Genomic DNA, 19,031 nt, shown 5'->3' with positions numbered 1-19,031 from the left:
TCTAGCTCACCCGCACCCGTGGATCGAGGGCCGCCACCAGCAGGTCCGACAGGAACGACGCCGCGAGCACGCACACCGCGGCGAAGAAGGTCACCGCGGCCACCGAGTTCACGTCGTTCTGGTTGATCGAGTCGACCAGCCAGGCGCCCATGCCGTGCCAGGCGAAGATCTTCTCCGTGAACGTGGCGCCGGTGAACATCGTCCCGAACGCGAACGCGAAGTACGTCGCCGACGGGATCAGCGCCGTGCGCAGCGCGTGCTTGATGAGCGCCGTCCTGCGCCGCAGGCCCTTGGCCATCGCGGTGCGGACGAAGTCCTGGTTCAGCACGTCGAGCATCATGTTGCGCTGGATCCGGCTGTAGAACGCGATGGAGCCGAGGCTGAGGGAGATCGTCGGGAGGATGAGGTGGTTCAGCCGGTTGAGGAACTGGTCCCAGCCGGAGAGCCGGGGGTCGTACTCGCCGGTGTACTCGATCAGCGTGAACCCGAGCCCTCTGTTGAGGTTGTACGTCGCGATCGCCAGCAACGTGGCCAGCACGAACACCGGAATCGCCATGATGACGAAGGAACTGACCCCTATTAACCGATCACTGAGCTTGTACTGCTTGACCGCGGAGATCGCACCCAGCGCCACGCCCACCGCGAACCCCAGCAGGGTGCCGATGAGCAGGAGCCGGAGGCTGACCATGACCCGGCGGCCCATCTCGGCGTTGACCGAGCCGCCGTTCCAGGTCTTGCCGAAGTCTCCGGTGATGACGCCCGAGGCCCAGGTCGCGTAGCGCTCGAGCACGGGCGTCTTGTCGTTCAGGTTGTAGGCGTCAAGTGTGGCGTCGATGGTCGCCTCGGGAACCGGGGGCTGCCGCCCCTCGTACGCCCCTCGCGGATTCATGGTGGTGGCCGCGAGCATGTACGCCAAGCTTGCCGCGATAGCGACCAAGATCACATTTATCGCCAACCTGCGGAGCAGGTACTTGCCCATCACTCTCCGTTCGCGTTGACCGAGGGCGCGAACCCCTCGCGGAGCGACGCCTCCTCAACGGAAATCCCATCTCACATCGCGAAATTCACGTGACGTCAAGATGACTGATCACCGCGCAATATATAAGCAAAGCGATAACAGTCAGAATCGTGAAATATAACGGTCAGGTCACTCGCAATAGATCGTCACAGCCCGCTCCGGGACCCGGAAAACACGGGGCTACCTGCGGAAATGTGGCTGATCAGATGGCCGTTCCGCCGCCTCTCGCAGGGGCTTGTGTCACAGAATCCGGACATCAATTGACGGCCCGGATCGATGATCAACATCATATTCGGAGAGGCGCCGCTGTGAGCCTCAATCGATCTCCGCGAGCACGGCGGCCACGTCGTCGTAGGACCGCGCGACGCCGTCGTACTCCCCGTGACGGTGGCGCTCCAGCCGGACGGCGCCGAGATGGCGGATCTCGTAGATCAGCGAGCGCCAGGCCGCGGCGGGGGTGCGGTCCTGCTTCCCGTACGTCTCCCAGAACGCCAGCCGCTCGTCCTGCTTGGCGTTCGCCATCCTGATCGTCCAGTCGGCGGCCGGGTCGCCCCACCACGTACGGTCGAAGTCGAGCACCCCGGTCAGCGTGGGCTCTGGCGCGTCCTTCGCGATCATGGTGTTGACCGTCCACAGGTCACCGGTGAGCAGGCGCGGCTCGGTGACCTCGTCGAGCACGTCACGCCGCTCCTCCGCCAGCGCGGCGGCCTTGCGCAGGTCGGCGGCGTGCAGGCCGGCGTCCTCGGCGTCGGCGGCCAGCTGGCGCAGGGCGCCGGCCACGGCCTCGCTCCACGTCCGGTACGCGGGCGCCGCCACCGGGCCGAACGCCGGGCCGCGCACGTCGTGGATCTTCCTGGTGATCTCCCCCATCGTCCTGAAGAAGCTCGTCCAGGTGGGGCGAGGGTAGCCGGGCAGGCCGTCGGGGGCGGGCACGCCGTCCAGGAGCGTCTGCACGAGGTAGTCGCGGCCGATCAGCTCGTGCGACCAGTCGGCGGCGATGATCCTGGGCATCAGCGGGGCGATCGGGGCGAGGTAGGGGGCGGTCGCGTACTCGTTGCGCATCAGCTCCCGCTCGGAGCGGGCCTGACGGGCGGGCTCCGGCGCGAACCGCATCACCACCGGCCGGTCCCGCCCCTCGATCGTCACCTTGTACGTGGTGTTGTACATGCCGAGTCCCAGCTCGACCGCCTCCACGGCGTCGCGGCCGAAGACCCGGCGGCTGATCTCCTGGAGGTGGGCGGGGGTCACGGGCTGCTGGAACGCCTGGGTGGGGCGCTCGATCGGCTGGAAGTGCATGCCGACCATCATCCCGCCCAGCGGCCACCGTCCAGGGTGGGAACGACCCCCTCGGCCGCCCGGAGAAAGAAGTCCTCCGCCCCCACTTGCCCGCCTTTGAGCGCCACCTCCAGCCCATCAACCGCCGGATCGTCGGAGGAGAGCACGCAAACGGGCCCACCCACCGCCAGGGATCCGACCACGTCCAGCGCGTAGGCACCCAACGCCGCCACCACCTGCCCCGAGGTGTCGCCCCCGGCCACCACCACCCGCCGCGTCAACCCACCCCGCACCGCGACCACAGCCACCCGCCCCAGCATGTCGCCGATGCCTTCCGGATCACGAAGAGCCCCCAGGGTGGACTGCACGATGGTGTGCCGCCCCGCCCGCAAACTCTCCTCCGCCACTGAGAGCCCCTTGGCCACATCCACCACCTCCCACCCGGCTCGTGCGGCGGCCGCGATCTGCCGCGCGGTAACGGAAGACCGGCTTCCGGAAACCACCAACACCGGCGCCACCGCCCCCAGCACCGACCGCCCGGCCGCTCCCGGGCTCTGTCCGACCGGTCCGGGCCCGTGTCCCATGGACGCCCGCCGCTCTGCCGCCGCCCACGCCAGCGCCTGGCTCAATCCACCGGACCCCACACACCACAGCACCCGCCCGGCGGGGACGGCCCCCGAGCCCGAAGACCGACCGGCGGGGAGAGGCCCCGAAGGGGAGGACCGACCGGCTGGGAGAGGCTCCGCAGGCGGGGGCCACATGGTGGAGAGGAGGAGGTGGCCGAGGGTGTGGAGGTGGGCGTCGGTGGTGGCGTCGGCGATGAAGGCGTCGTCGTCCCGGCGGGCGAGGTACTGCTCGGGCGTCGCGTCCGCCGGCAGCCGGCCGACCCGCCCAGCGCCCTGCTCGGTGAGCCGGACCCGCAGGTCGGCCTCCGTGGCAGGGGTGACCGGATGGTCGCGGGCCGGAGGGTAACGGTCGAGTCTGAGCACGTCATCGCCATAGCGGACGAAGTGGTTGGCGTACCAGGTGTAACGCCCGAACTCGGGCTGCGCGGCCAGCACCGGCACCGGCTCTTCAGCGAGCCCGGTGCGGCGCAGGGCCGCGATGACGGCCCCGATGCTGCCCCGCTCGGGCGCGGAGTCGAACGTCGAGCAGACCTTGTACTGCACCACCGCCGGCCCGAGAGCAGCCACCGCCTCAAGCGCCGGCAGCGCGACCGCCACCGGATCCTCCGCGGCCCTCGCCGTGGTGGCGACCCCGATGACGTCGGTGCGATCGTGCAACCGCCGCACATCGGTGACCAGCGACCCGCTCAGCCCAAAGCGCCTGAACTGCCACAAGGCGTCCGTAGCCCCGGTGAAGTCATCAGCAACAAACCCGAAAAGCGTCACCACACCACCCCTGAGCGGACGCTTCTGAAGGGGTGGGGTGGGGTGGGAGGGTGGCCGGCTCGGACGGGCGGGTCATCGGGGGACTGCTTCGCCGAAGTGGGTCAGGGCGCGGGTTAGTTCAGGGGTGTCTGTCTTGTCCAGGGGGGTGCCGGAGGTCGTTGCCGTCCAGGCTTGGCGGATGCTGGTGACCCCGGCTGCGGGGCCGTCGGGGTGGCCGAGGATGCCGCCGCCGGCCAAGACCAGCAGGTCGTCTGTGCCTGTGCGGGCGAAGGTGACGGGGGCGGTGCCGGCCCATTGGGCGGAGGAGAGGACGGGCAGGCAGGGGAAGCCGCCGAGCAGCGGGGTGCGGACGGCGGTGACCGTCGAGGCCACCTCGTCGTCGGTGACGTAGAACTTGCTGTGGAAGCCGCCGCAGTGGAGGTGGTCCACGCCGGCCAGGCGGGCCAGCTTCTGGTACGCCACGTACCCGATCCCCAGCCCCGGGTGCCGGGTGAGGGCCCCGATGCCGGTGACGTGGGCGTGGATGGGGACGCGGGCGTGGCGCCGCAGCATGGCGACGGCCGGGAGGCCGACGACGTTGAGGTTGACCATCACGCAGGTCCCGCCCGCGGCCACCACCAGGTCGTGGTTGCGCAGCATGCGGTCGGGCTCGTCGCTGATGTTGAAGGCGTACATGGGCCGCCGCCCGGTACGCCGTTCGACCTCGTCGAGCGCCCCGGTGACCGCCTTGACCCGCTGGGCGAGCGGCGCGGGCGGGCAGTCGGCGTTGACCTCGTCGTCCTTGATGAAGTCGGCCCCGGCCAGCCCCAGCTCGCGCACGAGCGGCACATAGTCGGCGGGCCGCAGCCCGACGTTGGGCTTGACGATGGTGCCGATGAGCACCCCGTCAGGCCGCCCGACGAGCCGCCTGGTGCCTTCGACGGCGTACGCGGCCGGCAGGTAAGCCGCCCCGAACGCGGCGGGCAGCTCCAGGTCGACGAGCTTGAGCCCGGCCGCCTCGCGCAGCTCGTAGAGGTTGCCGGCGACGACGGGCAGCAGGTTCGTCAGCGAAGGCCCGGTGTTCTCCAGGGGAAACCCGATGCGGACGAGCGCCGCCCGCAGGGGCCCGTCACCGCGCGCCCCCGGCAGCGGCTCGGAGATCGGCGGCGGGACCTCGGTGATGTCCAGCACGACGGCGCCGTGCCGGGCGCGTAGCTCGTCGGTCTCGCCGGCGACGCTGACGAACGTCCCGGTGCTCTGCTCCCCGGCGATCGCCCCGACCGCCTGGTCGAGCGGCAGCCGGGTGACGACCTGGTACGTGGCGACGGTCAGCTCACGCATGCAGCTCCTTCGCGAGGTGCTCCATGGCCAGGGGCGGGCTGGCCAGGATGGGCACGGGCGAGACGACGGCGTCCGCGACCCTGGCCATGGACGCCTGGGCGAGCACGATGACGTCCACCTCCCCGGCCAGCTCGGTGAGGGCGGCGGCGACGCGGGCGTCGTGGGTGGCGGCGTCGCCGCTCATCAGCGCCTCGAACGCGCCCTCGCACAGCCGGGCGGTGAGCGTGACGCCGGCTCCTGCCGCTTCGGCGCGGCGGCGTACGAGGTCGGCGGTGGGGTCGAGGGTGGTGGCGAGGGTGGCGATGACACCGATCCTGCGCCCGATGGCGACGGCGCGGTCGGCCATGGGCCGGTCCACGCGGGTGACGGGTACGCCGGTCAGCGGCTCGGCGGCCTCGACGGCGGCGCCGATGGACGAGCAGGTGACCAGGATGCGGTCGGCGCCCGCCGACTCGGCGGAGGCGATGTGCCCGGCGACGCGGCGCGCGGTGTCAGGGGTGAGGCGCCCGGCGGTGACGGTGTTCTTGATCAGGCTGTCGTCGACGATGTTGAACGTCTCGACGCCCGGCAGGTGCCGCGCGCACAGGCCGGCGAAGACCGGCACGAGCGTGGCCGAGGTGTGGATGAGTCCCAGGGTCGTCATGGCCGCTCCCTCGCGAACGGGGGGTGGAGGTGGGTCGAGGTCGGCAGATGTCGAGATATGTGGGGGATATGTCGGTCAGCGCCTTACGGCGGGCTACCAGCCTCACAGCATGCTGCCAGCCTCACGGCAAGCTACTACCGGACCGCGACTCTGTGAAGACTTCATCAGATGAAACTCGAACTTCATCTGATGAAGGGTCTAGGAATTCGGCCGGGCTCGGGATAGCGTGCGGGTCCGTGGCTACTGATCCCCGCAGTGACGCGGCCCGGCACGTCCAGGTCGTACGCGCGCTCGGCGCCCGCATCGTCAACGGCGAGCTGACGCCGGGCACCTCCATCCCCATCGAGGAGGAGCTGGTCGGCGAGCTGGGCGTGGGCCGCTCGGCGGTGCGCGAGGGCGTGAAGGTGCTGGCCGGCAAGGGTCTGCTGGAGACCAGGAGGAGCGCGGGCACGATCGTGCGGCCCCGCGAGTCGTGGAGCCTGCTCGACGCCGACGTGCTGAGCTGGCGCTTCGAGCCCGAGCCGCGCCCCGAGGACATCCGGGTGCTGGCCGACCTGCGGGTCGCGCTGGAGCCCGGCGCCGCGAGGGTGGCGGCCGAGCGGGCCGACGCGGCGGCCCTGCGCCGCATCGACGAGGCCCTGGCCGCGCTGTACGCCACGGCCGACGACCCCGAGCCGTTCATCGAGGCCGACCTGGCCTTCCACCAGGCGGTGTTCGCCGCCGCCGACAACGACCTGCTGCTCTACCTCTACGACATGATCAGCATCGCCCTGCGGTCCGTGCGCCAGGTGCACACCCGCTCGGTGGCGCACAACAAGGAAACGCTGCCGAACCACGAGCGCGTGGCCCAGGCCATCAGGCGCCGCCACCACCGCAAGGCCGAGGAGGCCATGCGCACGGTGGTCGAGGTGGCCCGCGCCGACGCCGAACAGCACGTACGTCTCTGCTGCTAGAAATGAGCCTCCCCTTGGACGTCCTCATCGACGTCGACGGCCCGGTGGCCGTCGTCACCCTCAACCGACCCGCCAAGCTCAACGCCATCACCCCCGACATGGCCGCCGCGCTGCGCGCCTGCCTGACCAGGGTGGACGCCGACCCGCAGATCAGGGTGGCCGTCCTGACGGGCGCGGGCGAGCGCTCGTTCTGCGTCGGCAGCGACATCCGCGAGCTGGACGAGTACGCGACGCCGTGGGAGTTCCGCAACCGCGGCGACTACGGCGACGCCGTCCGCGCGCTGCGCAAGCCGATCATCGCGGCGGTCAACGGGTACGCCTACGGCGGCGGCCTGGAGCTGGCGCTGGCCTGCGACATCCGGCTGGCGTCCGAGACGGCGACGTTCGCCGCGCCGGAGATCAAGCTGGGCTGGATCGGCGGCAGCGGCCAGTCGGCGCTGCTCGCGCACGCGGTGGGGCCGAGCAACGCGGCCATGATGCTGCTGACCGGCGACCCGATCGACGCCGCCCGCGCGCTGTCGTGGGGCCTGGTCACCGATGTGCACCCGCAGGACAAGCTGATGACGGCGGCCAAGGAGCTGGCCGCCACCATCGCCAGGCGTCCGCCGATCGCCGCGCAGACCGCCAAGGCCAACCTGGGCGCCGCCTACTCGATGCCGCTCGACCAGGCCATCAGGTACGAGCGCGACCTGCAGACCGTCTGCTTCGCCACGGCCGACGCCGCCGAGGGCAGGGCCGCGTTCGCCGCCCGCCGCGAACCCGTCTTCGAGGGACGCTGACATGGGCGTGCTCGACGGCTACCGGGTGATCGACCTGTCCATCGCGATGGCGGGGCCGCTGGCCGCGATGCGGCTCGGCGACCTCGGCGCCGACGTGGTCAAGGTGGAGCCGGTCACGGGCGAGTGGCAACGTCATGCCCCGGCGGGCGGCGCGACCGGCAACAAGGTCAACGCCTCGTTCCTGTCGCTCAACCGCAACAAGCGCAGCCTCGCGGTGAACCTCAAGTCCGAGGCGGGCCGCGAGATCGTGCACCGGCTGGCGGCGACGGCCGACGTGTTCCTGCAGAACTACCGGCCGGGCGTGGCCGAGCGGCTCGGCATGGACCACGACACGATCAGCGGGCTCAACCCGTCCATCGTGTACGTCTCCATGTCCGGCTACGGCGAGACCGGGCCCTATGCCGCCCGCCCGGGCCAGGACCTGCTGCTGCAGGCCATGAGCGGGGCCATGCTGAGCACGGGCAGGCAGGGCGACCCGCCGGCGCCCGCGGGCTCGTACGCGATCGACGCCATCACCGCCTACAGCGCCTTCGAGGGCGCGCTGGCCGCGCTGCTGCACCGCGAGCGGACCGGCGAGGGCCAGCTGGTGAGCGTGAACATGCTGGACGCGGCGGTCGCCGTGCAGATGCAGGAGCTGTCGATCTTCACGGTCGGCAAGGTGCCGCAGCGGCGCGGCCGCGAGCCGCACGGCCACACCTACATCAGGGCCCCGTACGGCGTCTTCGCCACGAAGGACGGCCACGTCGCGCTCGGCATGCCAAGGCTGGACGGCGTGGCCGTGGCGCTCGGCCTGCCCGAGCTGGCCGCGATGGACGGCGACGCCGACGGCCACACCAGGCGCGACGAGATCACCGCGCTGGTGGCCTCCCGGCTGCCCGAGCGCACGACGGCGGAGTGGCTGGAGATCTTCGCCCGCCACGACCTGTGGGCGGGTCCGGTGTACGGCTACGCCGACCTGGTCGCCGACCCGCAGGTCGAGCACAACGGCTCGTTCGTCACCTACGAGCACCGCACGGAGGGCACGGTCACCACGCCCGGCTTCCCCTACGGCCTCAGCGCCGCCCCTCCGGAGGTGCGCAGGGGCGCGCCGCTGGTGGGCGAGCACACCAGGGAGCTGCTCGCGGAGCTCGGCTACCCGGCCGAGCGCACCGCCGAGCTGGTGGCGGAGGGCGTGCTGGCATGCGAGGACTGACCTGGGACCATCCGCGCGGGTACGCGCCGCTGGAGCGGCTGACCCGGCTCGACCAGGCGGGCGAGCACCCGTACGGGCGGGTGCCCGAGCCGATCAGGTGGGACAGGCAACCCCTGGAGGGGTTCGAGTCGGAGCCGATCGCGACGCTGGCCGAGACGTACGACGTGCTGGTGATCGACCATCCAGGGCTGGGCGCGGCGGTGGACGCGCTGGTGCCGATGGAGGAGCTGTTCGCCGCTGAGGAGCTGGCCGGGCTGCGGTTCGCGGGCCGGTCCTGGGAGAGCTACCGGCTGGACGGCCGCCAGTGGGCGCTGCCGCTGGACGCCGCCGCCCAGGTGGCCGCCGCCCGGCCGGGCCTGCGGGTGCCGGGCACCTGGCCCGAGGTGACCGCGCGGGCGCGGGGTGCTCGCATGGCGCTGTGTCTCGGCGGGCCGCACGCGTTCCTCATGTTCTGCGCGCTGACCTGCGGCGACTTCCTGGACGAGGAGACCGGCGAGCGGGCGCTGGAGCTGATGGCCGAGCTGCTTGCGCACGCGGACCGCGAGGTGTCGCTGCTCAACCCGATCGGCGTGCTGGACGCGATCACGGCGGGCCGGATCGACTGGTGTCCCCTGCTGTACGGCTACGTCACGTACCCGCTGGCCTTCTCCGACGCGCCCGTCTGGCCCGGCGGTCCGCCCTGCAGCGTGCTGGGCGGCACCGGCCTCGCGGTCTCGCGCCGTGCCCTGGACGAGCGGGAGTCGGTGCGGACTCATCTGCTGCGGCTGACGTCGGAGCCGGTGCAGGCCGGGCTGTTCCCCGCCACCGGCGGGCAGCCGGCCGCGCACTCCGTCTGGGAGAACGGCGACGGCTTCTACCGCGACACCCGCGCGACCTTGGAGGCCGCCTGGATCAGGCCGCGCTTCCCCGGCTACATCGAGCGGCAGCGGCGCTCGTCCGCGATCGTCCGCGACGGGCTGCTGGCCGGGACACCGCCCCGGCGCCTGCTCAAAGACCTGCACGAGCAATGGAGGACGACATGACCACGGCGCTCGTCACGGGAGCCGCCGGCGCGCTCGGCGGCGCGATCGTGCGCCGCCTGACCGCCGACGGCCACCGGGTGGCGGCACTCGACGTCGACGCGGGCGGCCTGACCGGCGCGCTCAACCTGAAGACCGATCTGCGCGACCCGGTCGCGATCGAGGCCGCGTTCGCCGAGACGGCCGAGCGGCTCGGCCCGGTCGGCATCCTCGTCAACAACGCCGCCGTCTACCCGGCCAGGCCGTTCCTGGAGGTGCCGCCCGCCGAGTACGACGAGGTGGTGGCGGTCAACCAGCGCGCCTACTGGCTCTGCGCGCAGCACGCCGCCCGGCAGATGCTCGATCTCGGCGGCGGCGCGATCGTCAACGTCGCCTCGATCACCATGCACGGCGGCTGGTCCGACCTCGCCGCGTACGTCTCGACCAAGGGCGCGGCGGCGGCGCTCACCCGGGCGCTGGCCCGCGAGCTGGGCCCGCGCGAGATCAGGGTCAACTGCGTCTCGCCCGGCGCGTTCCCGACGGCGGCCGAGGAGATCCACGAGGACCTGGAGGCGTACAACCGCATGGTGCTGGAGCGGCAGGCGCTGCAGCGGCGCGGCACGCCGGACGAGCTGGCCGCCGTGGTGTCGTTCCTGACCGGCCCCGACGCCTCCTTCGTCACGGGCCAGACCATCGAAGTCAACGGAGGGTGGGTGATGGCATGATGCCGAACCGCGGCCGGCTGGCCGAACTGACGGGCGATCCGAGCGCGGCCGGCGGGGTCCGGCTGGTGACGCTGGGCGACGGCGTCGAGCGCGGCATCAGGACGCTGGAGTTCCGCACCGGTTCTGGGCTGGCGTTCGACGTGCTGGTGGACCGGTGCATGGACATCGGGCACGCCGAGCACGCCGGGCGCGCCTTCGGCTGGCGCTCCCCCACCGGCTTCCGGCATCCGGGGCTGCACGAGAACAACGACGAGGACGGGCTGTCGTGGCTGCGCTCGTTCTCGGGGCTGATCGTGACGGCCGGGCTCGACCACACGCTGTTCGGCGGCGACGTGCCGGCCGAGGGCTACCGGTATCCGCCGCGCGCGTCCGTGCGGCACGGGCTGCACGGCCGGGCCGGGAACCTGCCCGCGCGGCTGACCGGCTACGGCGAGCGGTGGGACGGCGAGCGCTGCGTGCTGTGGGCGGAGGGCGAGATGCGGCAGGCGGCGGTCTTCGCCGAGAACCTGCGGCTGGTCCGCCGGATCGAGGCCGACCTGGGCGGCGACGAGATCCGGCTGACCGACACGGTGACGAACGCCGGGTTCGAGCCGACGCCGCACATGTACCTGTACCACATCAATCTGGGCTGGCCGCTGCTCGACGAGGGGGCCAGGCTGGAGGCCGACGTCCGCGAGACGCTGTGGCAGAGCGACAGCGTCGCCGAGCAGAAGGCCGACCACGTCGTCTTCCCCGGGCCGGCCCCGGGGTTCGTGGAGCAGGTGTACGAGCACGCGCTCGTCCCGAGACCCGACGGGCTGCACCGGGTGGCAGTGGTCAACGACCGGATCGGCATGCGGGTGGCCGTCGAGTGGCGGGCGGCGGAGTTCCCGTACTTCTTCGAGTGGCTGAACCTGCGCTCGGGCAACTACGCGGTCGGGCTTGAGCCCTCCACCCACCACGTGGCGGGCGACGCCGCGGCCCGCCAGGACGGCAGCATGATCTGGCTGGGCCCGCAGGAGTCACGCAGCTACCACACGACGTTCAGGGTGGAGGCCGCCTAGATCCGGTACGCGCGGCGGGCGGTCCCGGCGAAGACGGCGGCCCGCTCGTCCTCCGACAGGCCGGCGCACAGCTCGCCGGCGGCCGCCACGACCTGGTCGTAGCGGGCGGCGAGCAGGCAGACCGGCCAGTCGGAGCCGAACATCACCCGCTCGGGCCCGAACGCCTCCAGCACGGTCTCGGCGTAGGGCCGCAGGTCGGACACCCGCCAGGACGCGCGGTCAGCCTCGGTCACCATGCCGGACAGCTTGCAGTAGACGTTCGGGTACGCGGCCAGCTCCCTGATGTGGCCGCGCCACGGCTCCAGCTCGCCGCTCGCGATCGGCGGCTTGGACAGGTGGTCGAGCACGAACGTCAGCTGGGGCAGCGCGGCCACCGTCCTGATCGCGGAAGGGAGCTGGTGCGGCAGCGTGAGCAGGTCGTACGCGAGCCCGGCGGCGGCCACGCCGGCCAGCCCGCGGCGCACGCCCGGCCGGTCGAGCCAGGCCGGGTCGGGCTCGGACTGCACGCCGTGGCGCACGCCCACGAGCCCCGGCGGCAGCGCGGCCAGCGTGTCGGCGACGCCCGGCGCGGTGAGGTCGATCCATCCGACCACGCCGGCGACCAGCTCGGACGCGGCTGCGAGCGCGAGGAACTCGCGGGTTTCGTCGAGGTCGGGCAGCACCTGCACGAGCACCGTGCGCGTCACGCCGGCCGCCGCGGCGTGCCCGGCGAGGTCGTCCAGCGTGTACGTGCGCCGCACCGGCGCCATCGGCTCGGGGTCGAGCCAGGCGTGCGGCCGGGCCGCCAGGTCCCAGACGTGGTGGTGTGCGTCGATACGGCTCACGGCTTTCCTCCGATGTTTCAACGAAACTACGCCGGGTCTGGACAGATATCGGCAGTGTGACGTAAAGATACATCCCATGTATAGGGCGATTCTCGCCCTTGGCCCGTGCTCACGGCAGTGCGCACCCGGCCCTGACCCCGCGCAGCCGGCTCGTCGCCCCCGGGCGAGCTTCCATCCCCCACCCACCGAACAGGAGCAACCGTGACCAACGACGGCTACACGCGCCGAGGCGTGCTCGCGACCGGTCTGACGGCCGCCGCCGGATCCCTGCTCGTGAACGGCGTCGCGGCCGGCCCCGCCTGGGCCGCCGCCGGCGACGACGCCCTGACCCTCTGGTACACCCGCCCGGCCGCCGAGTGGCTGGAGGCGCTGCCCGTCGGCTGCGGCCGGCTGGGCGCGATGGTCTTCGGCGGCGTGGCCACAGAACGGCTCCAGCTCAACGAGGACAGCATCTGGGCCGGCGGCCCGCACACCTATGACAACCCCGAGGCGCTGGCCGCGCTCCCCCAGATCCGGCAGTGGGTGTGGGAGGACAAGTGGAAGGCGGCCCAGAACCTGGCCGACCAGAAGTTCCTCGGGCAGCCCAGCGAGCAGGCGCCGTACCAGGTGCTCGGCGACCTGACGCTGACCTTCCCCGGCTCAGAAGAGTTCACCGGCTACCGCCGCGAGCTGGACCTGACCACCGCCGTCACCTCCGTGAGCTTCGTGCGCGACGGCGTGCGGCACACCCGCGAGGTCTTCGCCAGCAACCCCGACCAGGTCATCGTGGTCCGGCTCAGCGCCGACCAGCCGGGCTCGGTGACGTTCCAGGCCGCCTTCTCCAGCCCGCAGAACGTCACCTCGTCGGCGGCCGGGCGCGACACGATCGCGCTCGACGGCGTCAGCGGCGACACCCAGGGACTGAAGGGCGAGGTACGCTTCCGCGCCCTGGCCAAGGCGGAGGCCAGGCGCGGCACCGTGCGCACCGAGGGCGGCACGCTGTCGGTCGAGGGCGCCGACGAGGTCACGCTGCTCATCTCCATGGGCTCCAGCTACCGCAGCTACCGGGACGTCGGCGGCGACCCCGCCGAGGTGGCCGGGCGGTATCTCAAGCGGGCGAGCGGGCAGCCGTACGAGGTGCTGCGGCTCAAGCACGTACGCGACTACCAGGAGCTGTTCGGCCGGGTGTCGATCGACCTCGGCACGTCCGACGCGGCCGCGCTGCCGACCGACGAGCGCATCGCCCGCCGGCAGCTCGACACCGACCCGCAGCTCGCCGCGCTCTACTTCCAGTACGGCCGTTACCTGCTCATCTCCTCCTCCCGCTCCCCCGGCCACGCGGCGAACCTCCAGGGCGTCTGGAACGACTCGCTGACCCCCGCGTGGGAGTCGAAGTACACGATCAACATCAACCTGGAGATGAACTACTGGCCGGCCGCGCCCGGCAACCTCATCGAGTGCATGGACCCGCTCTTCGACCTCATCAAGGACCTGTCGGAGACGGGCGCGAAGACCGCGAAGACGCAGTACGGCGCCGAGGGCTGGGTCGCGCACCACAACACCGACGGCTGGCGCGGCACCGCCCCGGTGGACTTCGCCTTCTACGGCGTCTGGCCGACCGGCGGCGCCTGGCTCTGCCTGACCCTGTGGGAGCACTACCTCTACACCGGTGACGAGCGGCGGCTGCGCGAGCACTTCCCGCTGATCAAGGGCTCGGTGGAGTTCTTCCTCGACACGCTGCAGACCGACCCCAGGTCCGGCTACCTGGTGACGAACCCGTCGCACTCCCCCGAGGTCGGCCACCACGAGGACGACGACGAGAACGTCAGCATCTGCGCGGGCCCGACCATGGACATGCAGATCCTGCGCGAGCTGTTCGGGGCCTTCGCCGAGGCGTCGGAGGTGCTCGGGGCCGAGCCTGAGCTGGCGGCCAAGGCGTCGGAGGCGCGCGGGCGGCTCGTCCCCAACCAGATCGGGCACCTCGGGCAGATCCAGGAGTGGCAGGAGGACTACCGGGGCGACGCGGCGCTGTCGCGCAGCCGGCACATCTCCCACCTGTGGGGGCTGTTCCCCGCGCACCAGATCGACCCCAGGCTCTCGCCGGAGCTGGCCCAGGCCGCGCGGCGGACGCTGGAGTTGCGCGGCGAGGCCGGCGCCGGGTGGTCGCTGGCCTGGAAGATCAACTTCTGGGCGCGGCTGCTGGACTCCGTCGAGGCGTACAAGCGGCTGTCCAACCTGCTGGTGCCCGCGCGGACCGCGCCCAACATGTTCGACCTGCACCCGCCGTTCCAGATCGACGGGAACTTCGGCGGCACCTCGGGCATCACCGAGATGCTGCTGCAGAGCCACGCCGGCCAGGTGCACCTGCTGCCCGCCCTGCCCGCCGCCTGGCCGGCCGGGTCCTACCGGGGGCTGCGGGCCCGTGGCGGGTTCGAGGTGGACGTGGAGTGGGCCTCCGGCGCGCTGCGGCGCGGCCGGATCAGGTCGGACCTCGGGCGGCGGCTGACGCTGCGCACGGCGGGCCCTGTGACGGTCACCGAGCACGGCCGGCCGGTCAAGGCCGAGCGGCCGGAACCGGGCGTGATCGTGCTGGACACCCGCCGCGGCGCCACCTACGAGGTCACCCCGTCCGCCTGAACCATGACGGTGTCTTCCGTGCTCGCCACGTTCTTGGGGCGGGTGCGGGAGGCCTCGCCGCGGGCGTGCGCGGCGAAGAGCCGGGCGGCCTCCTCGGGGTCGCCCGCCGCCAGCGCCGCGACCAGGTCGTCGTGGTGACCGGCCATCGCGCCCCAGTCGCCGTCGTAGAGCGGGTTGCCCACGACGTGCAGGCTCCACAGGTTCGACTCGATCGTCCGCCACAGCCGCAGCAGGAAGGAGTTTCCGCAGGCCGCGCAGACCCGGCGGTGGAAGGCGAGGTCGGCGTCGCGGAAGGCGCCGATGTCGCCGTCGCGCGCCGCCTTGCGCATGGCCAGCACGTCGGCCGAGAGCTGGCGCAGCGTCTCGGGCTGGATGCGGGCGGCCGCGCCTCGTGCGGCATACTCCTCCAGCAACACCCTGATGTCGCGAACCTCCCGGGCCTGCTCGTCCGAGATCTCGGCGACGTAGCTGCCCCGGTTCGGATAGGAGATGACCAGGCCCTCGTGCGCCAGCCGCTTGATCGCCTCACGTGCCGGTGCCTGGCTGGTGCCGACCCGGCGGGCGATCTCGGCTTCCACCAGGCGCTGCCCGGCCGTCAGCTCGCCCGAGACGATCCAGCCGCGCAGCAGCGCGTAGACGCGGTCGGACAGCAGCTCTCTGGGCAGCAGGCGGGCGGCGGGCGGCGCGATCTGCTGCTCCTGCCAGATGCGCGCCACCGTGGACTGCGAGAGGCCGAGCTGGGCGGCCATCGTCCTGGTGGACGGCACGGCGGCGCCGTCGGCCGCGGCGGCGATGACCCGCTCGGCCTCCTGCCGCTCGGGGCTGCGCGGGCGGCCCGGCCTCGGCGCGTCGTCGAGCCCGTCGATGCCGCGCTCGACGAAGCGGGCCCGCCACTTGGCGACCGTGGCGGGGCTCACGCCGAGCCTGCTCGCGATCTCCTTGCGGGGCAGCCCCTCGGCACAGGCCAGGACGATGCGGCTGCGCAGCGCCGTCCCCTTGGCCGGCTCGCGCGCGGCCCACTCTCGCAGCGTGGCGAGCTCCTCGTCGCCCACCACCAGCCGCTTGTCGTCATCGGGTGCGTTCACGGGCCCACTTTAACGTACTTATGACTCAGTGAGCCGCTAGAAACGTTTTTGTAGCGTCACACATCCCCTTGACGACCCCATGTGACCAACGTATTAAATAATCGCTAATCGAGTACCGACCCATTAAAAGGCGTCGCAGATCTCGCCCCCTTGGAGGTGCGATGCGTTCCCCCCGACCGTCCCTCGCCCTATCGGCCCTCGGCTGCCTGCTCGTCCTGACCGGCTGCGGCGGGGGCGGCTTCGCCGGCGACTCCCAGGCGCAGCAGAACGAGGACGGCCAGGTCACCGTCCGGATGCTGGTGAACATCAGCCCGAACCTCACCCAGACGTACTGGGAGGGCCTGGTCAAGCCGTTCGAGCAGGCCAATCCCGGCATCGACGTCAAGATCGAGGCGCCGACCGGCAAGGGCGTGGCCGACACGCTGCCGCAGCAGCTCGCCGCGGGCAACGCACCCGACGTGGTCGAGACGCTGATGGCCGACGAGACGCTGGCCCAGCAGCTCCTCGACCTGACCGACCAGCCGTGGGCCAAGGACACGCCGCTCGCCGAGCAGGCCAGGCTGGGCGGCAGGATCTACACCGTCGGCGTCGGCGTGCAGGCCCAGTCGCTGGTCTTCTACAACAAGACCGCGTTCGACAAGGCGGGCATCAAGGAGCCGCCGACCACGTTCGACGAGTTCGACGCCGCGATGGGCCGGCTCAAGGACGCGGGCTACCTGCCGCTGCAGACCGGCGGCGACTTCCTCACCGGGCTGCAGCTGCTGCAGCTGTCCAACCCCAGCAGGGCCCAGCTTCACCCAACCTGGCAGCAGGACGTCAAGGCGGGCAAGATCAAGGCGGGCGAGTCGCTGCTGCCCTACCTGGAGCGCTACCGCACCTGGATCGACAAGGGGTACGTCGACAAGAACGCGCTCGGCATGAAGTACGCCGACGCCGAGACGAACTTCCTGTCCGGCAAATCCGGCATGTACGTCATGGGGAGCTGGTTCACCGCCACCGAGGCCAAGGCGAAGAAGGACTTCGAGGTCGGCGTCTTCCCCGCTCCGGTCGACAAGGGCCAGACCTACCCGGGTCCGCAGGGCGCGACGCCGGCGGCCCCGTACATGATCCTCAAGTCCACCCCCAACAAGGACGCCGCGCTCAAGCTCGTCCAGTGGCTCGTCACCGACCCCGGGGCGGTCAAGAGCCAGCTCGCCCAGGACGGCAACTTCCGCACCGGCGTCGAGCGCGACTTCACCCCGCTGGAGAAGCAGGTCCAGGAGATCCTGGACAAGGCGCCGCAGGGCGTGCCGCAGGGTGAGGGCTACGGCGACGCCACCCTGCCCAAGGGCTTCAACGCCGCGTGGAACACCGAGGTCCAGGGCCTGTACGTGGGCAAGTCGCCCAAGGAGGTCGCCGAGGGCGTGGACCGCTGGGTGGCCGCCAAGTCATGACGCTCACCCGGGAGGCACCCCCGACCGTGCGACGGCCCCTCGTGGGCGAGCGCTCCAGGCGCCGCACCGAGGGCCTGGCGACCACGCTGATGGTGGCGCCGGCGACCGTGCTCTACGTGGTCATGCTGATCGTCCCGGTCGGCCTGGCCCTCTACCTGAGCCTGACCGACTGGGACGGCTTCAGCGCGGACCCGGCCTTCGTCGGCGCCGCCAACTACGTCGACCTGCTCGACGACCCCGAGCTGCGCCGCGCGGCGCTGGTCACCCTGCTCGTCGCCGCGGCCGGCACCGCCGGGCTCAACCTGTGCGGGCTCGGCTTCGCGCTCCTGGTGAACGGCGCCTCCCGGCTCAACACGTTCTTCCGGATCGTGCTGTTCTACCCGCACGTGCTCAGCGCCCTGGTCGTCGGCTTCCTCTGGTCGGCCATCCTCGGCACCACCGGCGCGGTCAACAACCTCATCACCACGTGGGGCGGCGAGGTGCTGCCGTTCCTGTCCGACCCGGCGTGGGCCACCGTCACCATGATCGCGGTGCTGGTGTGGGCCGGGTTCGGCGTCAACGTGGTGCTCTACCTGGCCGGGCTGCAGGCGGTGCCGCACTCGCTGATCGAGGCGGCCCGCATCGACGGGGCCACGCGGTGGCAGGTGTTCAGGAACGTCACGCTGCCCGCGCTCGGGCCTTCGGTGACGGTGAACGTCGTGCTGTCGCTGGTGACGCTGCTGAAGACGTACGACCTGGTCGTCTCGCTGACGGCGGGCGGCCCGGCCGGGCAGACGCAGACCGTCGCCTACCTCATCCTCTGGAACTCCTTCCACGACGCCCGCCTCGGCTTCGGCTCGGCGCAGTCGGTGATCCTCATGGTGGTCACGGCGGCGCTGGCGTTCGTGGTGACCAAGCTGCGCAGGCGCGGCGAGCTGGCGGTGCACCAATGAGAAAGACGTTCCTCTGGGCGGCCGCCGCCTTCATGCTCATCCCCCTCTACGTGCTGACCGTCAACGCCTTCAAGGGCCAGCAGGACATCCTGGCCAACCCGTTCGGCCTGGGCGGCCTGACCCTCGAACCGCTCGGCAGGGCGCTGACCAACCCCAACTTCGACGTGGCCAAGGGCTACGCGATCACGCTGCTGTTCGTGGTGGCGGTCAACGTGCTGTCGGTGGGGCTGGCCGCGCCCGCCGCGTACGTGATCGCCCGCAGCCCCAAGCGCCGCTTCCGCGTCCTCATGCTGTTCTTCCTGGCCGGCACCTTCATCCCCGGCCAGGTGCTGGTCATCCCCGTCGTGTACGTGCTCAAGACCCTCGGCCTGATGGGCACCATCCGCGGGTTCGTGCTGTTCGAGACCACGCTCACGCTGCCGTTCTCGATCTTCCTGTACGCCGGCTACATCGCGACCATTCCCGCCGTGCTCGACCAGGCGGCGGCGGTGGACGGAGCGGGCAGACTGCGGACGTTCTGGCAGATCGTCTTCCCGCTGATGAAGCCCGCGGTCGCCACGATGATCATCCTGAACACCTTCTCGGTGTGGAACGACTTCGTGAACCCGCAGATCATCCTCGGCCCCGGCAGCGGCCTCTACACCGTCACCACCGGGGTCTACGCGGCGGTCAGCCAGTACTCCACCGACTACTCAGTGGTCTTCCCGACGCTGCTGCTGGCCATCGCTCCCCTGCTCGTCTTCTTCGTCTTCATGCAACGGCACATCATCAGCGGCCTCACGGCAGGAGCTACGAAAGGGTGAC

Annotated in this window: 17 protein-coding genes; 10 read left to right on the top strand and 7 right to left on the bottom strand. The window is 71.5% G+C overall.

Translation table 11 applies throughout. From position 1 onward, the window contains the following. Position 1: 1 nt before the first annotated feature. The 5 genes from AB0K18_RS00230 to AB0K18_RS00210 form a co-directional block, all read right to left on the bottom strand. The gene (locus tag AB0K18_RS00230; protein ID WP_355419047.1) at positions 2-979 is read right to left on the bottom strand and encodes an ABC transporter permease; all 978 of its coding nucleotides are present in this window, start codon (positions 977-979) and stop codon (positions 2-4) included. Positions 980-1,333: 354 nt separating this feature from the next. Next, complete coding sequence (locus AB0K18_RS00225) at positions 1,334-2,314, bottom strand: aminoglycoside phosphotransferase family protein (RefSeq protein WP_364907639.1); 981 nt, start codon at positions 2,312-2,314, stop codon at positions 1,334-1,336. 8 nt (positions 2,315-2,322) lie between these two features. Next, on the bottom strand, positions 2,323-3,684 hold the full coding sequence (locus AB0K18_RS00220) for a four-carbon acid sugar kinase family protein (protein WP_364907636.1): 1,362 nt from the start codon (positions 3,682-3,684) through the stop codon (positions 2,323-2,325). Positions 3,685-3,756: 72 nt separating this feature from the next. Next, the gene (locus tag AB0K18_RS00215) at positions 3,757-5,004 is read right to left on the bottom strand and encodes a RuBisCO large subunit C-terminal-like domain-containing protein (protein WP_364907633.1); all 1,248 of its coding nucleotides are present in this window, start codon (positions 5,002-5,004) and stop codon (positions 3,757-3,759) included. Then, the gene (locus AB0K18_RS00210; RefSeq protein ID WP_364907630.1) at positions 4,997-5,647 is read right to left on the bottom strand and encodes an aspartate/glutamate racemase family protein; all 651 of its coding nucleotides are present in this window, start codon (positions 5,645-5,647) and stop codon (positions 4,997-4,999) included. Before AB0K18_RS00210 ends, AB0K18_RS00215 begins: the two co-directional genes overlap by 8 nt. A 236-nt stretch (positions 5,648-5,883) precedes the next feature. Between AB0K18_RS00210 and AB0K18_RS00205 the strand changes: the two genes are divergently transcribed. From AB0K18_RS00205 to AB0K18_RS00180, 6 genes are read left to right on the top strand one after another with little or no spacing between them, the layout of a single operon-like run. After that, on the top strand, positions 5,884-6,600 hold the full coding sequence (locus AB0K18_RS00205; RefSeq protein ID WP_364907628.1) for a FadR/GntR family transcriptional regulator: 717 nt from the start codon (positions 5,884-5,886) through the stop codon (positions 6,598-6,600). Positions 6,601-6,602: 2 nt separating this feature from the next. Next, on the top strand, positions 6,603-7,379 hold the full coding sequence (locus tag AB0K18_RS00200) for an enoyl-CoA hydratase/isomerase family protein (protein WP_364907626.1): 777 nt from the start codon (positions 6,603-6,605) through the stop codon (positions 7,377-7,379). A 1-nt stretch (position 7,380) separates the two neighbouring features. After that, on the top strand, positions 7,381-8,571 hold the full coding sequence (locus AB0K18_RS00195) for a CoA transferase (RefSeq protein WP_364907623.1): 1,191 nt from the start codon (positions 7,381-7,383) through the stop codon (positions 8,569-8,571). Then, a complete protein-coding gene (locus tag AB0K18_RS00190) occupies positions 8,559-9,593 on the top strand; it encodes a hypothetical protein (protein WP_364907621.1) in 1,035 nt (344 codons plus the stop codon). The genes AB0K18_RS00195 and AB0K18_RS00190 overlap by 13 nt, the downstream gene beginning before the upstream one ends. Further along, on the top strand, positions 9,590-10,294 hold the full coding sequence (locus AB0K18_RS00185) for an SDR family oxidoreductase (protein WP_364907619.1): 705 nt from the start codon (positions 9,590-9,592) through the stop codon (positions 10,292-10,294). The genes AB0K18_RS00190 and AB0K18_RS00185 overlap by 4 nt, the downstream gene beginning before the upstream one ends. Continuing rightward, positions 10,291-11,337: an aldose 1-epimerase family protein gene (locus AB0K18_RS00180; RefSeq protein ID WP_364907617.1), complete on the top strand. Its 1,047-nt coding sequence runs from the start codon at positions 10,291-10,293 to the stop codon at positions 11,335-11,337. The genes AB0K18_RS00185 and AB0K18_RS00180 overlap by 4 nt, the downstream gene beginning before the upstream one ends. Here AB0K18_RS00180 and AB0K18_RS00175 read toward each other — a convergent pair. After that, on the bottom strand, positions 11,334-12,161 hold the full coding sequence (locus AB0K18_RS00175) for an amidohydrolase family protein (RefSeq protein WP_364907614.1): 828 nt from the start codon (positions 12,159-12,161) through the stop codon (positions 11,334-11,336). The genes AB0K18_RS00180 and AB0K18_RS00175 overlap by 4 nt on opposite strands. A 201-nt stretch (positions 12,162-12,362) precedes the next feature. Between AB0K18_RS00175 and AB0K18_RS00170 the strand changes: the two genes are divergently transcribed. Next, positions 12,363-14,777 (top strand): glycoside hydrolase family 95 protein, encoded by a 2,415-nt coding sequence (locus AB0K18_RS00170; RefSeq protein ID WP_364907611.1) that lies wholly within the window; start codon positions 12,363-12,365, stop codon positions 14,775-14,777. Here the strand turns inward: AB0K18_RS00170 and AB0K18_RS00165 are convergent. Continuing rightward, on the bottom strand, positions 14,753-15,862 hold the full coding sequence (locus AB0K18_RS00165; protein ID WP_364907608.1) for an FCD domain-containing protein: 1,110 nt from the start codon (positions 15,860-15,862) through the stop codon (positions 14,753-14,755). The genes AB0K18_RS00170 and AB0K18_RS00165 overlap by 25 nt on opposite strands. Positions 15,863-16,023: 161 nt before the next feature. On the opposite strand from AB0K18_RS00165, the gene AB0K18_RS00160 reads away from it, so the two are divergent. The 3 genes from AB0K18_RS00160 to AB0K18_RS00150 are packed head-to-tail and all read left to right on the top strand — an operon-like array spanning position 16,024 to position 19,030. Then, complete coding sequence (locus AB0K18_RS00160; RefSeq protein ID WP_364907605.1) at positions 16,024-17,295, top strand: extracellular solute-binding protein; 1,272 nt, start codon at positions 16,024-16,026, stop codon at positions 17,293-17,295. Between the two features lie 26 nt (positions 17,296-17,321). Further along, the gene (locus tag AB0K18_RS00155; protein WP_364907604.1) at positions 17,322-18,227 is read left to right on the top strand and encodes a sugar ABC transporter permease; all 906 of its coding nucleotides are present in this window, start codon (positions 17,322-17,324) and stop codon (positions 18,225-18,227) included. Continuing rightward, complete coding sequence (locus AB0K18_RS00150; RefSeq protein ID WP_364907601.1) at positions 18,224-19,030, top strand: carbohydrate ABC transporter permease; 807 nt, start codon at positions 18,224-18,226, stop codon at positions 19,028-19,030. Before AB0K18_RS00155 ends, AB0K18_RS00150 begins: the two co-directional genes overlap by 4 nt. Position 19,031: the final 1 nt, after the last annotated feature.

This window comes from Nonomuraea sp. NPDC049421 (assembly GCF_040677005.1).
Lineage (GTDB): Bacteria > Actinomycetota > Actinomycetes > Streptosporangiales > Streptosporangiaceae > Nonomuraea > Nonomuraea salmonea.
Note: the sequence above shows the minus strand (reverse complement) of the source record. Positions and strands in the feature narration are given on the sequence as shown.

Bases quoted from the DNA above. Each gene is read 5' to 3' on its own strand.
- AB0K18_RS00150 (WP_364907601.1), top strand. From the start codon at position 18,224: ATGAGAAAGACGTTCCTCTGGGCGGCCGCCGCCTTCATGCTCATCCCC.
- AB0K18_RS00215 (WP_364907633.1), bottom strand. From the start codon at position 5,004: ATGCGTGAGCTGACCGTCGCCACGTACCAGGTCGTCACCCGGCTGCCG.
- AB0K18_RS00185 (WP_364907619.1), top strand. From the start codon at position 9,590: ATGACCACGGCGCTCGTCACGGGAGCCGCCGGCGCGCTCGGCGGCGCG.
- AB0K18_RS00200 (WP_364907626.1), top strand. From the start codon at position 6,603: ATGAGCCTCCCCTTGGACGTCCTCATCGACGTCGACGGCCCGGTGGCC.
- AB0K18_RS00190 (WP_364907621.1), top strand. From the start codon at position 8,559: ATGCGAGGACTGACCTGGGACCATCCGCGCGGGTACGCGCCGCTGGAG.
- AB0K18_RS00195 (WP_364907623.1), top strand. From the start codon at position 7,381: ATGGGCGTGCTCGACGGCTACCGGGTGATCGACCTGTCCATCGCGATG.
- AB0K18_RS00225 (WP_364907639.1), bottom strand. From the start codon at position 2,314: ATGCACTTCCAGCCGATCGAGCGCCCCACCCAGGCGTTCCAGCAGCCC.
- AB0K18_RS00160 (WP_364907605.1), top strand. From the start codon at position 16,024: ATGCGTTCCCCCCGACCGTCCCTCGCCCTATCGGCCCTCGGCTGCCTG.
- AB0K18_RS00230 (WP_355419047.1), bottom strand. From the start codon at position 979: ATGGGCAAGTACCTGCTCCGCAGGTTGGCGATAAATGTGATCTTGGTC.
- AB0K18_RS00210 (WP_364907630.1), bottom strand. From the start codon at position 5,647: ATGACGACCCTGGGACTCATCCACACCTCGGCCACGCTCGTGCCGGTC.
- AB0K18_RS00180 (WP_364907617.1), top strand. From the start codon at position 10,291: ATGATGCCGAACCGCGGCCGGCTGGCCGAACTGACGGGCGATCCGAGC.